Source organism: Arcobacter sp. AHV-9/2010 (genome assembly GCF_004116575.1).
Taxonomy (GTDB): domain Bacteria; phylum Campylobacterota; class Campylobacteria; order Campylobacterales; family Arcobacteraceae; genus Aliarcobacter; species Aliarcobacter skirrowii.
This window is the reverse complement of record NZ_PDKH01000002.1, coordinates 108,600-122,714: the sequence shown is the minus strand read 5'-3', so window position 1 is coordinate 122,714 and position 14,115 is coordinate 108,600. Positions and strand designations below refer to the sequence as shown.

Here is a 14,115-nt window from a genome sequence, read left to right as displayed (position 1 = left end):
ATTTTTATTTCCCTAAACCTTTCAAAACTTCAAGCTCTTTTTGAAGCTCATCATACTCAGCTTTTTTTATAGCAATAAATTTTTCTGTGATTTCGATTTTCTCTTTTATACCTTTTGGTGTAAGTAAATATTTATATTGGATTTTATTTTCTGAGTTTACAAATCTTTGAGTTTTTATAAGACCTTTATCAATTAAGTTTTTAAGTACATAGTTCACTTTTCCCAAGCTATAGCCTATTTCATCTGCTATTGTTCTTTGGCTTATGACTTTATCTACACTTCTTAGAATTTTTAGTTCTATCTCTTCTTGATTCAAAATCTTAATTCCCCTTTAAAAATTGAGTTTGAAATATACAGTGTTTAATCTTTGAACACTCTTAAATATTAATAATATTTTTCTAATTTTTCATATCTTTAAATAGTTCTTCATCCTTGATTTTTAAAATATCTTGACCATCTTCAATACAATCAAGCCCTCTTAAAACATCGATAAATTTTTCTAAACTTATTTTCCCACTAATCTCAAACTCTTGATAACTTCTAAAACTCATTCCTATATGTTGTGCAAACTCTTTTTGAGTACCATATGTTTCTATATTTTGTTTTCTTTTTCTTTTTGCTCTAGAAGCCAACTCTTTGATTATCTCTTGTGTTGTTGATAAACTAAAATCTATATCTCTCATTTTTTTATTTCCTTGCTAAAGTTCTCATCTACTATTTTTGTTTCATTTAAAATATGATTTGCAAAATCTTTCGGTATATCATAATTTATAAATTCTTGAACTAATTTTTTATGCTTTATCTCTATCATTTTTTCTATATTTTCTTTTAAAAATGACTCTTTAATATTATATGGTTCAAAACTATTTTTCAAATCTTTAAATAATGCTCTATTTAAAACTTTATTTCCAAGTAGCATTTGATGGTATCCATTGCTTGTATATGTCAAATCATAAGCAGGTGCAAAACTCCATTTTCCTTTGCTATTCATTAAAAATGAAAAGTTTTTTGAATGGTCATCTTTGTTTCCAAAAATTGCATTAAATAAGATTACTTTCACAATATCTTCTTTATCATTTTGTGATAAATTAAGCTTTAAAGATATTCTAAACATATCAATAAAATCATTATATGTTTCGGCTGGATTGTAGTGCATCATTCCAGATAAAGAGTGAATATGAAATCTTTCATTATTTTTCACATCAAATCTATAAGTTAAAAAATGAGTTCGTCCATCTTGTTCTAGCAACTCACAAGGACTTATATTAACACCTGACTCTTTTGCAAATAAATAATACAAATACTCCAATTTTGTAGCAATAGAAGCATCTTTGTATTTATTTGACAAAGTTGGATACATTGATATATCTTGGTCATCATATTTTATAATCACAGGATAATAATCTTTTGGAAAATCTCCTTGTTTTCTAGTTAAACTTATTGTCTTATATTTAGGATTAAAACCAACCATTGCTTTTGATCTAGCACCTCCACCAGCAGAGTTTGAAACAGCAATAAGTGTTTTTAGAGTAAGCATAGAATTGTTTTCTTTTTCATTTTCTTGATTTAAAAGTTTTTTTGACTCTTCGTAAACTTTTGATATATTTAAAACTTCTTTGTACTCTTCTGTTTGCAAAGAAGGATGAAATTCTAAAGCACCTAAAGTATGAGTTCCTAAAAATTGTAATCTTTCAAAAATAGTAGGTTTTCTTTTTAGATATTGAAACATAAAATGATCTAAATAACTCATACCATAACTTCCAGGTAAACAATCACTTATTAAGCCTGGAAGTCCATATTGAAAATCAATATGAGAAAAATTATAGACTTGTCTATTTTTTATAGGCATTTTAATTGGTGAAAAATCAAGATTGTTTGAATCTAAATATTTAAACTTTATTACACCTTTATGCTCTACTAGTTGTGCTATATCTTTTCCCCAAGCTTTTATAGTAATCATTTGAATCCTTTTATACATTTTAAGTGTATATTATATCATATTTTTGGGATAATATACATTTTTAGAGTATATTTATAAACTTTTATATTTTCTTTTTTTGAAATATAATAAAGATTCGATTAACCCATCGGATACAAAATCTCTTTTTGTATATCCTCAATTTTTGCCAATATCTCAGGAGTAATTTTAAAATCAAAGGCTTTGAAACTCTCTTCTAGTTGCTCACTTTTTCTTGCACCTATAATAGTAGATGCCACAAAATCAAAATGCTTTGAGTAAGATACTGCCAAAGTTAAGGGTGAAACTCCATAATCATTTGCAAGGCTGATATATTTTGCAGTTGCTTCAAGAGTTTTATCATTTACAAATCTATGTGCCATAGCTTGAACTCTTTTGCTTTTATCTTTTAAATAAACAGCAAATCTAACCTCAGGATCTACAAACTCTTTATTATATTTTCCACTTAAAACTCCACCAGCCATTGGTGAATATGGCAATAGCGATATATTTTCTCTTTTGCAAACATTTGCCAACTCATCGTGAAATCTTGGATTTAGAAGTGAAAAGTTGTTTTGAATAGACTCAAATCTTGCTAGATTTCTATTTTTGCTTATCTCATTTGCTTTTGTAAGCCCATAAGCACTATCATTTGAAGTTCCAATATATCGCACTTTTCCCTCTTTTACCAAAGAATCAAATGCTTTTAAACTCTCTTCAATAGGCACAATAGTATCAGGCCAATGCATCTGATATAAATCAATATAATCTACTTGCAATCTTTTTAAGCTTCCCTCTATTGCTCTTTTTATATGAAAACTATCAATTGCAGTTAATCCATGCCTTACAGGTGGTACAAACCAACCTGAAGCAGCACCTGCAACTTTTGTAGCTAAAATAATACTATCTCTTGGTTTTGTTTTAAGCCATTTTGCCAAGATTGATTCTGTTAGACCTATTGTCTCTTTTTTTGGACTTACAGGATAAAGCTCAGCTGTATCATAGAAGTTTATTCCTCTATCATAAGCCATATCAAGAATTTTAAAAGCCTCTTTTTCATCTGTACTACTTCCAAAAGTCATAGTTCCCATACAAATAGAGCTAACTCTAAGTCCACTTTTTCCTATATATCTAAATTCCATATTAAAGCCTTTTTGCAAAAAATTATTAAGCAAAAATTATATCAAAATAGACTAAAACTACCCTACTCTATGATACAAATCTCTTTTTTCAAAATATGTTTAAATGTAAAAATAGCAACCAAAAGCACAATAATAGTTGTAATAAAACTCAAAATATATGCCAAAATCTCATAAAAAGGTTTAGAAGTTAATTCATACATAGTAATCACACTTAAAGTTACAGCAGCCATAGGAAATGTAAATGCCCACCAAGATATAAAAAAATTTATTTTTAAAAAGTTTTTATACATAAATGCCACCAAAATAGTAAAAAATAGTGCCAAAGAGAATAGTATTTGAGCAAAAAAATCTAAACTAGAAGTCAATTTTATATATGAGATAAATCCAATTGATGGAGGAGCTATCAAAATAAACATAGTTGGCAAAAATTTTGGTGCAAATGGATTGTGAAATATGATTCTATTTAAGATTATAGAAAATAGTACTATCCAAAAAACAGACCTATTGCAAAATAGAAAATCAATATTTGATTATCTACAAATGAAACTCCAGCAATAGGAACTATTAAGTTTCCAACAATTGGAATAAACCAAGCTGGATTTGAGTGAACTATCTCAAGATTGTTATTTATCCAAAATCTTATTGTGTAGAAAGTTAAAAATAGATGTAAAATAGCTCCGAAGTAGAAAAATAGTTTGGATATTTCAATACTAAACTCTCTAAATAATTGGGAAAAATTGCAATCTATTTGATGGGATTGCTTTTATACTCTCTTGTTGCATTCTTAAATCCTATTTTTGTAAAATATTTTTTAATTTGAGTTTTAGGAGTTTAGTTTTGGCAAAAGATAAAAAAGTAGTAGATTTAAGAGCTTTAAATCTATCATTTACACAAAAAGATGAGACTATAAAACTTTTAAACTTTAATCAAAGTTCAATGAGTTTAGATATTGCTATTTTTAAAAATGAAGTTTTTATAAAAAATAGCAAAATGGTTTTTGCACATTTGCCAAAAAAACTAAAATCAAAACTTAATCCTAAGTTTTGATTTTAACATAAGTTTTTATTATATAAGTTTAATTAGTTTTTTTTATACTCTACTTCAAGTTTTTTGTAAAAATCTTCAAAATTTACATCCTCTATTTTTTCAAGAAGTTCAACCATAACTACATTGTCCTCTTGTCCACTCCAAACTTTTTTATAAGTTCCCTCTTTATATCCGTTGTCTTGTCTAAATTTATTTAAACAATTTTTCCCAATATATAGTTTTTGAAGCCAAGTAAACGATAATCCAGCTGTTTTACAAGTTCTAAAAAACTGCTCAATGAATCTCTCAATTCCACTAAAACTTGGCATATTTTTTGTATCAATTGCCAAAGCCAAATAAGATAGCTTTTCAGCATCTTTTACAACAAGTTTTATATCAATATTTGAATTTGCTTCATAAATACAGTGAGTATTTACAAGTGAAACTGCTCTTGGTACATTTGTCTCTTGAAGTATATAACTCATTAAAAAGTGCCAAATATCTACAAGCTCTACATGAATATTATTCATATCAGGATGTGAATTTATATTTTTCCAGTGTTTCCAAGGAGTTGAATCTATTAACTCTGCAACTTCCATATGAATACATCTAAGCCAATTTATCTCTTTATTGAATTTATTAATTCCAAGCTCCCAGTTTTTACCATTTGTTGAGTCATTTAACTCTTTTTGAAGTAAAAACATCTCTTCAAGTTTTGAAGGAAAAGATGAAGCCTCTTCAAGTAGATTTGCCAAAGGTAAACACTCCTCAATTAAACTATCTAAAACAACATTTGAAGGAAGAAGTTTTTTATCACCTTTTATTGTATGAAGAAGAAGTGATATTACATAAGGAACTTCATCTTTCTCTTCCCAAACTAAAACATCTTTTGAATCAATCTTTGTAAACTTTAAAAACTCCTCCAAAGAGGCAAAACCAATATTTTTTATAGCTAATTTAAACTCTTTATACAACAAACCTAACTCCTATTTTCAAATTTTTTCTCTATAAATAGATTACAACTATCACCACTACTATTTTTTACAACAATACTTGGAAGAAGTTGTGACTTAAAACCATAAGCTTTGCAACCGTGTGGTTTATTTGGCTCCCAAGTTACAAAATAGTGGATACACCTTTGACACACTACTCTTTTTTGCATCTTTAAATCTCTACCTTACTTTGTATTGCTTTTGAAAGTGATAACAAATCAACATTTTCCAAACTAACTCCTGTTGGAACACCTTGAGCTATTTTTGTAAATTTTATATCAAAATCTTTTAATTTATCTTCAATATAAAGTATAAAAGCATCATTTGCAATTGAAGGAGTTATTGCAAAAAGTATATTTTTTACCTTACTATTTTTTATATACTCTTGAAGTTTTAATATATAACTTTGCTCTAACTCATCAATTACAAAATATCTTCCATCAAACTCTTTTGAATCTTCAATTATAAAAATATCTTTTGCACTTTGAACAATACAAAGCTTACTATCATCTCTGCTATCATCAAGACAATATTCACATATCTCATTTTCACTCATACAAGAGCATTTTTTACATCTTTTTATAGTCTTTAAAGCACTCTCAATACTATGAGATAGTTTAACACCGCAGTAGTTGTCGTTCATAACTATATGGTATGCAAGTCTAAGTGCTGATTTTTTACCAATTGTTGGCAAAGACTCAAAAGCCTCAACTAGTTCATAAAATTTTTCTAATCCTCTGTTCATTTTGGGATTGTATCCAATTTAAAATAAATTTTATAATAAAGCTTATTTTATTATTTTTTGGTTAGAATATTCGCTTTAAAAAATTTAAAAATATATTTTGGAGATTAAAAATTGGTAGAGATTGATTATTATGAATTATTAGAAGTTGAAAAAACTTCAGATAAAACTACAATTAAAAAAGCTTACAGAAAACTAGCAATGCAGTATCATCCAGATAAAAATCCAGATAATAAAGAGGCTGAAGAGAAATTTAAAGCCATAAATGAAGCTTATCAAGTTTTAAGCGATGATGAGAAAAGAGCTTTATATGATAGATATGGTAAAGCTGGTTTAGAGGGTCAAGGACATAGAAGCCAGGGTGGTTTTGGTGGTTTTGATGATTTAGGTTCAATTTTTGAAGAGATGTTTGGATTCTCAGGCTCAAGTAGCAGAAGAAGAGAGAGAAAAACATATAACTACAACCTTGATAGTGCTATTGAGGTGGTTTTAGAGTTCAATGAAGCTATTTTTGGATGTAAAAAAGAGATAAACTATACATATAAAACAGCTTGTAACTCTTGTAGTGGAACAGGTGCAAAAGATGGAAAACTAGAAAACTGTAGAACTTGTGGTGGACATGGTCAAGTTCACTCAAGACACGGTTTTATGACTTATGCACAAACTTGTCCAAACTGTGAAGGTAGTGGAAAAGCAAAAGCTACTTTATGTAAAGAGTGTAAAGGTAATGGATACGAAGAGAAAAAAGATAGCTTTAAAGTTGATATTCCAGAGGGTGTAAATGATGGAATGAGAATTAGAGTTAGTGGTCGTGGAAATATTGCACCAAATGGTCAAAGAGGAGATTTGTATATCCAAACTAAAGTAAAAGAGGATGCTCATTTTGTAAGACATGATGATGATATTTATGTTGAAGCTCCTATATTTTTTACTCAAGTTGCACTTGGTGCTAAAATTAAAATTCCAAGCTTAAAAGGGGAATTAGAGCTTGAAATTCCAAAAAATGTAAAAGATAAACAGCAGTTTAAATTTAGAGGTGAAGGGGTTAAGAGTGTTCAAGGTTATGGAAAAGGAGATTTAATTGTTCAAATAAAAATTGAGTATCCAAAATCTTTAACAACTGAACAAAAAGAGCTTTTAGAGAAGCTTCAAAATAGTTTTGGAGTTGAAAGCTCTCCTTCTGAAGCTAAATTTGAATCAATGTTTGATAAAATCAAAAATTGGTTCTAAAAATTATAATTTTTTTATTATACAAGGAGTAAAAAGTGAAATTTGAATATGTAGGTTTTAAACCTGTAATTAGCCAACACGGTGTATCTTTTAAGAGTGGAAAAGATGATAAATATATATATTTGCCTTATGCTTATGAGATTTTAGAAGCTATCTCTTATGATTATGGTACAAATAAAAATCACTCATTTTCTTCAAAAATAGATAACTCAAATGTTGATAAACTATTTAATAAAGTTTCACTTGTTTATCCAAATTTAGAAAATGATATAAATAAAAGATTAGAAGAGTTTAAAGCTTTTTTAGAAAATGAACAAAATGAGATATTAAATAATACTCAGTTAAGTGAAGTTGATAGAAATACATATATTTCAAACTTAAATTTAATGAAAGATTATCAATTAAAAAGAGCAAAAAATAAAATTTTTTACTACTACGGTGTTTATACAATAGCAAAAGTTATAAAAGATAAGAAATTAAAAGAGATTGAACTACCTTTTAATGAAAAATTTTGGCATGTATTAAAGACACTACAAGGGGTTTTAAGTAGAGAAAAAATAAATAGCGATATAAAAGTTGAATACAAGGACACAAATCTAAGACTAAGAATTACAACATCTTTATAGGATTTTGTAATAAAAAACTTATTTAAAAGTTTTTGAAAGGTACAAAATGATTGAAACATTTGGCTTAGCCATAGTTGCCCTTTTACCATTTTTAGCAGCCCCAATAGTTGCATATTTGGCAAAATATAATCGCCTAGCGGCTGCTTGGAGTTCTGCAGCTGCTACTATTATGGCTTTTTTAGTTCTTCTTTTTTATATAAAACTTCCATTTGCTGGTATTACAACTATTCAATCAAGAAGTTGGATAGAGTCAATTGGTTTGGATTTCGCTTTTAGATTAGATGGTCTTAGCCTTCTATTCTCATGTTTAATTCTTGGAATTGGACTTTTAATAATAATCTATGCAAGATACTATATAAGCACAAAAGATTGTATGGGAAGATTCTACTCTTATTTACTTCTTTTTATGGGTTCAATGCTTGGAATTGTTTTATCTGAAAACATAATCCAAATGGTTGTATTTTGGGAGTTAACATCTTTATCATCTTTTTTATTAATTAGTTATTGGCAAGATAAAAAAGAGGCTCAAGATGGTGCTAAAATGGCACTTACAATAACAGGAGCTGGTGGTTTAGCTATGCTTGCTGGTGTATTGTTACTTGGACATATTGTTGACAGTTACAATCTAAGTGATATTTTAGTAAGTGGTGATTTAATAAAAAGTAGCCCTTTATATACTCCTATAATTATTCTTATTTTACTTGGAGTTTTTACAAAATCAGCGCAATTTCCATTTCATTTTTGGTTACCTCACGCAATGGCAGCTCCAACACCAGTCTCTGCATATTTACACTCAGCAACAATGGTAAAAGCTGGAATATTTTTATTAGCAAGACTATATCCATCTTTAAGTGGTACAACTGAATGGATATTTTTAGTTACATTTGCAGGTCTTGCCACGCTTTTAATTGGTGCATTTACAGCAATGTTTAAACATGATATTAAAGGTTTATTGGCATATTCAACAATAAGTCATCTTGGATTAATAACTCTTTTATTTGGATTTTCTACTCCACTTAGCGTTGTTGCTGCTATATTTCATATTATGAATCACGCAACATTTAAAGCATCACTATTTATGGTTGCTGGTATTGTTGATCATGAAACTGGAACTAGAGATTTAAGAAAATTAAGTGGTCTTTGGGCATTTATGCCTCACACTGCAACCTTGGCCATGATAGCAGCAGCTTCAATGGCTGGAGTTCCTCTTTTAAATGGATTTTTATCAAAAGAGATGTTTTTTGAAAGAGCTTTAGATATAAATACACTGAGTATTGGAATTTTAATTCCAATTTTAGCAACAATTGCTGGAATATTTTCTGTTGCCTACTCTTTAAAATTTGTTCATAATATATTTTTCAATGGAAAAACAAAAAAATTACCAAAAACTCCTCATGAACCACCAAGGTTTATGAAAATTCCTGTTGATTTATTAGTAATTATATGTTTTTTAGTTGGAACAGTTCCAGCTTTGACTATTGCTCCTCTTTTAGCAGTTGCTGTTATGGGTTCTCTTCAAACTACTCTTCCAGAGTACTCTTTAGCTATTTGGCATGGTTTTAATGCCCCACTTATTATGAGTATAATCGCATTTATTTTGGGGATTTTTCTATATACAAAAAGAGAGAAAACAACAGCTATTTTTGAGAAATATTTTGAAAAAATTGATGCAAGAGTCCCTTTTAATCTATTAGTTGAGTCTATTTTTAAACTATCAAATAAAGTTACATCTATTTTTGATAAAAGCTCTCTTCAAGATATGATAGTTTGGTTTATTGTAGCCTCTTTAATAATTGGAGTTGCTGGATTTACTTATGGAGACTCACCTTTATTTGGAAACAAAGAGTTTTTAGAAATTGATATTATAAGTTTAATTATGACTGCTATTTTGATTTTTGCAACTTTTGCAACTGCATTTTTACACCATAAAAGGCTCTTAGCCTTGATTATAATTGGAGTTGTTGGATTAATAGTTTCACTAATTTTTATCAAGTTTTCAGCTCCTGATTTAGCCTTAACACAACTAAGCGTTGAAGTTGTAACTATTGTTTTAATTCTTTTAGCACTATACTATCTTCCTCAAACAACTCCAAGAGAGTCTTCAAATCTTAGAATTTCAAGAGATTTGATAATATCTATTTTAGTAGCAGTTGCTATATTTATTTTAACTTTAGCAGTTTTAAGCAAAGAGTACTCAACTATTGCAGAGTTTTTCCTAGAAAACTCTGTAAGTGGCGGTGGTGGAACAAATGTTGTAAATGTTATTTTAGTTGATTTTAGAGGATTTGATACATTAGGAGAGATTACAGTTTTAGCACTTGCAGGTCTTGGAATTTTTGCAATGATTCAAGGTTTAAATCTAAATGCAGCAAATAGTAATCAAGAAGGTTTTGCTTGGAGTGAAGATAAACATCCACTTATGATGCAAACTCTTACAAGAATGGTTCTACCTTTAATGTTAATGGTATCTGTTTATATATTCTTAAGAGGACACAATCTTCCAGGTGGTGGATTTATTGCAGGACTTATTGCAGCTGTAGCATTAATTGTTCAATACTTAGCAAATGGAATTGAGTGGACAAAAAATAGATTAAAATTTCAAAACGAGAGTTTAATTGCATATGGATTATTAATAGCAACTTTAACAGGTGTTGTATCTATGTTTATAGATTATCCATTTTTAACATCAGCATTCTCTCACATAAATTGGCCAATAGTTGGAGAGTTTGAAGTAGCAAGTGCTATTGCTTTTGATTTAGGAGTATTTTTAGTTGTTGTTGGTTCTACTGTTTTAATATTGGTTCAATTAGGACAACTAAGCAAAAATTCTCACAATATTAATAAAAAATTAGAAGAGAAAAAGGATAAAAACTAATGGAAATATTACTAGCTTTAATAATAGCAGTTCTATCTGGAGTTGGTGTTTTTTTAACACTAAGAGCTAGAACATATCCTGTAGTTTTGGGTCTAACTTTTTTAGCTTATGCTGTTAATCTATTTTTATTTGCTATGGGAAGATTAAATTTGAATGTTCCTGCAATTATTAAAGATGGTGTTTCAAGCTATACAGACCCTCTTCCTCAAGCTTTAGTTCTAACAGCAATTGTAATTAGCTTTGGAATGACAGCTTTTGTAATTGTATTATCACTAAAAGCTTATGGTGAGTTAAAAAGTGACCATGTAGATGGGAAAAAGAGCTTAGATAAAGGAGAAAAGATATGATTCATACTCCTATTTTACCTGTAATTATTCCTTTAATTGCTGGATTTACACTACTTTTAATTAAAAGGTTTGGAGTTAAAACTCAAGAGATTTTCTCTTTATTATCTATTTTTTTAATAATTTTAGTCTCAATTTTTGCATTTACTAAAACTTTATCAAATGAGATTTTTGTATATAGTTTAGGAAATTGGGAAGCTCCATTTGGAATTGTCTTAGTGCTTGATCAATTCTCAATTTTAATGGTACTTGTAACTTCTCTTTTAGCTTTTGGAGCACTTTGGTATGCAATTAGTGAAGATATTGATAAAAAAGGTGCTCACTTTCATCCACTTTTTCAGTTACAACTTTTTGGATTAAATGGTGCTTTTTTAACAGGAGATCTATTTAATCTTTTTGTTTTCTTTGAAATTTTACTTCTTGCAAGTTATAGCCTACTTCTTCATGCAAAAGGTGAAGGAAGAGTAAAAGCTGGGCTTCATTATGTTGTAATCAATCTTGTTGGTTCAACTCTGTTTTTATTTGCAGTTGGGACTTTATATGGAGTATTAGGAACTTTAAATATTGCCCATTTAGCTCAAAAAGTGGCTCATTTAACTCCTGAAAATGTTAGTGTTGTAGCATCTGCTGGACTTTTACTTTTAGTTGTTTTTGGATTAAAAGCTGCAATGTTCCCACTATATTTTTGGCTACCAAATGCCTATGGAAAAACAAGTGCTCCTGTTGCTGCTTTATTTGCGATTATGACAAAAGTTGGAATTTATTCAATTATAAGAGTTCATGGAACTATTTTTGGAGAAAATGCAAATGAACTAGTATTTTACTACACTCCTTGGGTTTTATATATTGGACTTATAACTTTAGTTTTAGCAACTTTTGGAGTTTTAAGTTCAAAAGAGCTTAAAACTCAAATATCCTATTTGGTTTTACTATCTGTTAGTATTATTTTAATAGCTATTGGAATAAATTCAAAAGAGGCATTAAGTGGAGCAATATTTTATATGATTCACTCAACTTTTGTTGCAGGTGGATTTTTCTTATTAGCTGATGTTATTTTAAAAGCAAGAAATAGCACATCTTTAAGACCAAAAATGGCTATTTTTAAAAATGCAATTCTAATAGGAACTCTATTTTTTATATTTGCTATTGCAATAGCTGGGCTTCCACCTTTTAGTGGTTTTTTTGGGAAAATTATGATTCTAAAATCTTCAATAAATCATACACAAACAGCTTTAATATTAACTACTGTTTTATTAAGTAGTCTATTAGTTATTGTATCTTTAGCAAGAAGTGGAACAAATATATTTTATGATACAAGAACAGATGAAGAAGAGTCAAATTTTAAATTATCAAAATCGACTCTATCATCTATTTTTTATCTATTTGCATTTACTATTATTTTGGTACTTTTTGCAAATAATATTACACAAATAACGCAAAATATAGCTTCAAATTTACTTGATACAAATGATTATATATCGACTGTTTTAAATCTAAATGAGGAGCTTTAATATGAAAGATACAAATAGTTTTTTGCCTCATCCAATTTTATCTTTAATGCTTGTTATTATCTGGTTACTACTAAATAGTACAGTAACAACTGGACATATTGTTTTGGGAATTATATTGGCAATCTTAATACCTTGGTTTACATCAAATTTTTGGCAAAGAAGGGTTTATATAGGCTCTTTTTTTACTCTTTTAAAATTTGTGATTATTGTAGCTTATGATATTATAGTTGCTAATTTAACTGTTGCTAGACAAGTTATGGATTCAAATGATAAATTAAAACCTAAGTTTTTCAATCTTCCTTTAAATGTTAAACACCCTTTAGCAATTAGTACACTTGCAAGTACAATCTCATTAACTCCAGGAACTGTTAGCTGTGATTTAAGTGAAGATAAAACTTATCTAATCATTCACGGACTTGTAATAGATGATGAGAATGAGACTATAAAAGAGATCAAACAAAGATATGAAGCACCACTTATGGAGGTATTTAAAGAATGTTAGAGTTAGTAATACAAATAGCCTTTGTAATGATTGCTATTTCAATTATTTTAAATATTTATAGATTAATTGCAGGTCCTAGTGTTGCAGATAGAATTTTATCTTTAGATACAATTTATGTAAATGCTATTGCTTTACTTATAATTTTAAGTATCTATCTTAACAATAATCTATATTTTGAGGCAGCTTTATTAATTGCTGTTATGGGATTTGTTGGAACTGTTGCACTTAGTAAATATTTACTTCGTGGCGATATTATGGATTAAGGAGTTTAAATGTTGGAAATTATTGTATCAATACTTATATTAATTGGAGCTATTTTTAATCTTATTGGATCAATAGGACTTGTAAAACTACCTGATTTTTTTACAAGACTTCATGCACCAACAAAGGCTACAACTTTGGGAGTTGGATCTATTTTATTAGCATCTTTTATATACTTTAACTTTAAAACAAACACTCTTAGTCTTCATGAGATTTTAATAACTATGTTTTTATTTATAACAGCACCTATTGGTGCTCACTTAATGGCAAAATCAGCTATTTTTATAAAGAAAAATGAAGAGAAAAAAAATTAGTTTAAGCTAAAACTTGCATTCTTACACCAAAAGAGTCTAATACTTTTTTTATTGTTTCAAATTTTGGTTTTGTTCCTTTTTGAAATGTTTTATATAGACTCTCTCTTCCAAGACCTGTATCTTTTGCTAATTGACTCATACCTTTTGCTTTTGCAATATTTCCTAATGCTTCAAGTAACTCATCAGTATCTCCATCTGCTAAAATAGAAGATAGATATTCAGCTATTACCTCTTTATCATCAAGATATTGTGCTATATCAAAATTTGTAATTTCTAATTTACTCATCATCTAACTCCTTTAAAATTTCATTTGCTTTTTTTATATCATTACTTTGAGTTGATTTATCTCCAGCAATGAGTAGTATTATAATCTCATCATCTTTTTGTGTATAGTAAACTCTATATCCAGGACCAACTGTAATTCTTAGTTCTGATATATTATTACCTACAGATTTATAATCCCCAAAGTTACCAAGTTTCATTCTATCAATTCTTCGCAATATAGAAACTTTGCCTTTTGTATCTTTTAGTTTTAATAACCACTTTGAAAAGATATTTGTTTGTTTTATTATGTACATGCAAAATTGTATCTC

General features: G+C 28.5%; 18 protein-coding genes and 1 pseudogene. 9 read left to right on the top strand and 10 right to left on the bottom strand.

The window, feature by feature from the left end:
* Nucleotides 1–4: 4 nt before the first annotated feature.
* From CRU94_RS04385 to CRU94_RS04365, 5 genes and pseudogenes are all read right to left on the bottom strand, one after another.
* Nucleotides 5–316, bottom strand: coding sequence for a MarR family EPS-associated transcriptional regulator (locus CRU94_RS04385; RefSeq protein WP_129105599.1), 312 nt, complete (start codon nt 314–316; stop codon nt 5–7).
* Between the two features lie 82 nt (nt 317–398).
* A complete protein-coding gene (locus CRU94_RS04380) occupies nt 399–683 on the bottom strand; it encodes a hypothetical protein (protein ID WP_129105598.1) in 285 nt (94 codons plus the stop codon).
* A complete protein-coding gene (locus tag CRU94_RS04375; protein ID WP_164966561.1) occupies nt 680–1,960 on the bottom strand; it encodes a type II toxin-antitoxin system HipA family toxin in 1,281 nt (426 codons plus the stop codon). The genes CRU94_RS04380 and CRU94_RS04375 overlap by 4 nt, the downstream gene beginning before the upstream one ends.
* A gap of 119 nt (nt 1,961–2,079) precedes the next feature.
* Nucleotides 2,080–3,099 carry an aldo/keto reductase gene (locus CRU94_RS04370; protein ID WP_129105596.1) on the bottom strand — a complete coding sequence of 340 codons (1,020 nt, stop codon included), beginning with the start codon at nt 3,097–3,099 and terminating at the stop codon, nt 2,080–2,082.
* A gap of 62 nt (nt 3,100–3,161) precedes the next feature.
* A pseudogene (locus CRU94_RS04365) lies at nt 3,162–3,772 on the bottom strand (SLAC1 anion channel family protein).
* Nucleotides 3,773–3,936: 164 nt separating this feature from the next.
* Between CRU94_RS04365 and CRU94_RS04360 the strand changes: the two are divergent.
* Nucleotides 3,937–4,146, top strand: coding sequence for a malate dehydrogenase (locus CRU94_RS04360; RefSeq protein WP_129105595.1), 210 nt, complete (start codon nt 3,937–3,939; stop codon nt 4,144–4,146).
* A gap of 32 nt (nt 4,147–4,178) precedes the next feature.
* On the opposite strand, the gene CRU94_RS04355 is transcribed toward CRU94_RS04360, so the two are convergent.
* From CRU94_RS04355 to recR, 3 genes are read right to left on the bottom strand one after another with little or no spacing between them, the layout of a single operon-like run.
* Complete coding sequence (locus tag CRU94_RS04355) at nt 4,179–5,102, bottom strand: dUTP diphosphatase (protein ID WP_129105594.1); 924 nt, start codon at nt 5,100–5,102, stop codon at nt 4,179–4,181.
* A gap of 2 nt (nt 5,103–5,104) precedes the next feature.
* Nucleotides 5,105–5,287, bottom strand: a complete 183-nt coding sequence (locus CRU94_RS04350) for a uracil-DNA glycosylase (protein WP_066161447.1) — start codon at nt 5,285–5,287, stop codon at nt 5,105–5,107.
* A 2-nt stretch (nt 5,288–5,289) separates the two neighbouring features.
* A complete protein-coding gene (recR, locus tag CRU94_RS04345) occupies nt 5,290–5,862 on the bottom strand; it encodes a recombination mediator RecR (protein ID WP_066350761.1) in 573 nt (190 codons plus the stop codon).
* 111 nt (nt 5,863–5,973) lie between these two features.
* Between recR and dnaJ the strand changes: the two genes are divergently transcribed.
* From dnaJ to CRU94_RS04305, 8 genes are read left to right on the top strand one after another with little or no spacing between them, the layout of a single operon-like run.
* Nucleotides 5,974–7,089, top strand: a complete 1,116-nt coding sequence (gene dnaJ, locus CRU94_RS04340) for a molecular chaperone DnaJ (RefSeq protein WP_129105593.1) — start codon at nt 5,974–5,976, stop codon at nt 7,087–7,089.
* A 35-nt stretch (nt 7,090–7,124) separates the two neighbouring features.
* Nucleotides 7,125–7,715 (top strand): hypothetical protein, encoded by a 591-nt coding sequence (locus tag CRU94_RS04335; protein WP_129105592.1) that lies wholly within the window; start codon nt 7,125–7,127, stop codon nt 7,713–7,715.
* Nucleotides 7,716–7,761: 46 nt separating this feature from the next.
* On the top strand, nt 7,762–10,590 hold the full coding sequence (locus CRU94_RS04330; protein WP_129105591.1) for a monovalent cation/H+ antiporter subunit A: 2,829 nt from the start codon (nt 7,762–7,764) through the stop codon (nt 10,588–10,590).
* The gene (locus CRU94_RS04325) at nt 10,590–10,937 is read left to right on the top strand and encodes a Na+/H+ antiporter subunit C (protein ID WP_129105590.1); all 348 of its coding nucleotides are present in this window, start codon (nt 10,590–10,592) and stop codon (nt 10,935–10,937) included. The genes CRU94_RS04330 and CRU94_RS04325 overlap by 1 nt, the downstream gene beginning before the upstream one ends.
* Nucleotides 10,934–12,445 carry a monovalent cation/H+ antiporter subunit D gene (locus CRU94_RS04320; protein WP_129105589.1) on the top strand — a complete coding sequence of 504 codons (1,512 nt, stop codon included), beginning with the start codon at nt 10,934–10,936 and terminating at the stop codon, nt 12,443–12,445. The genes CRU94_RS04325 and CRU94_RS04320 overlap by 4 nt, the downstream gene beginning before the upstream one ends.
* Before the next feature lies 1 nt (nt 12,446).
* A complete protein-coding gene (locus CRU94_RS04315) occupies nt 12,447–12,947 on the top strand; it encodes a Na+/H+ antiporter subunit E (protein ID WP_129105588.1) in 501 nt (166 codons plus the stop codon).
* Nucleotides 12,941–13,210, top strand: a complete 270-nt coding sequence (locus CRU94_RS04310) for a K+/H+ antiporter subunit F (protein WP_129105587.1) — start codon at nt 12,941–12,943, stop codon at nt 13,208–13,210. The genes CRU94_RS04315 and CRU94_RS04310 overlap by 7 nt, the downstream gene beginning before the upstream one ends.
* 9 nt (nt 13,211–13,219) lie before the next feature.
* The gene (locus CRU94_RS04305) at nt 13,220–13,522 is read left to right on the top strand and encodes a Na+/H+ antiporter subunit G (RefSeq protein WP_129105586.1); all 303 of its coding nucleotides are present in this window, start codon (nt 13,220–13,222) and stop codon (nt 13,520–13,522) included.
* 1 nt (nt 13,523) lies between these two features.
* Here CRU94_RS04305 and CRU94_RS04300 read toward each other — a convergent pair whose 3' ends face one another.
* Nucleotides 13,524–13,808, bottom strand: coding sequence for an addiction module antidote protein (locus CRU94_RS04300; RefSeq protein WP_129105585.1), 285 nt, complete (start codon nt 13,806–13,808; stop codon nt 13,524–13,526).
* Entirely contained in the window at nt 13,801–14,100 is a 300-nt protein-coding gene (locus CRU94_RS04295; RefSeq protein ID WP_129105584.1) for a type II toxin-antitoxin system RelE/ParE family toxin, read from the bottom strand. The genes CRU94_RS04300 and CRU94_RS04295 overlap by 8 nt, the downstream gene beginning before the upstream one ends.
* Nucleotides 14,101–14,115: the final 15 nt, after the last annotated feature.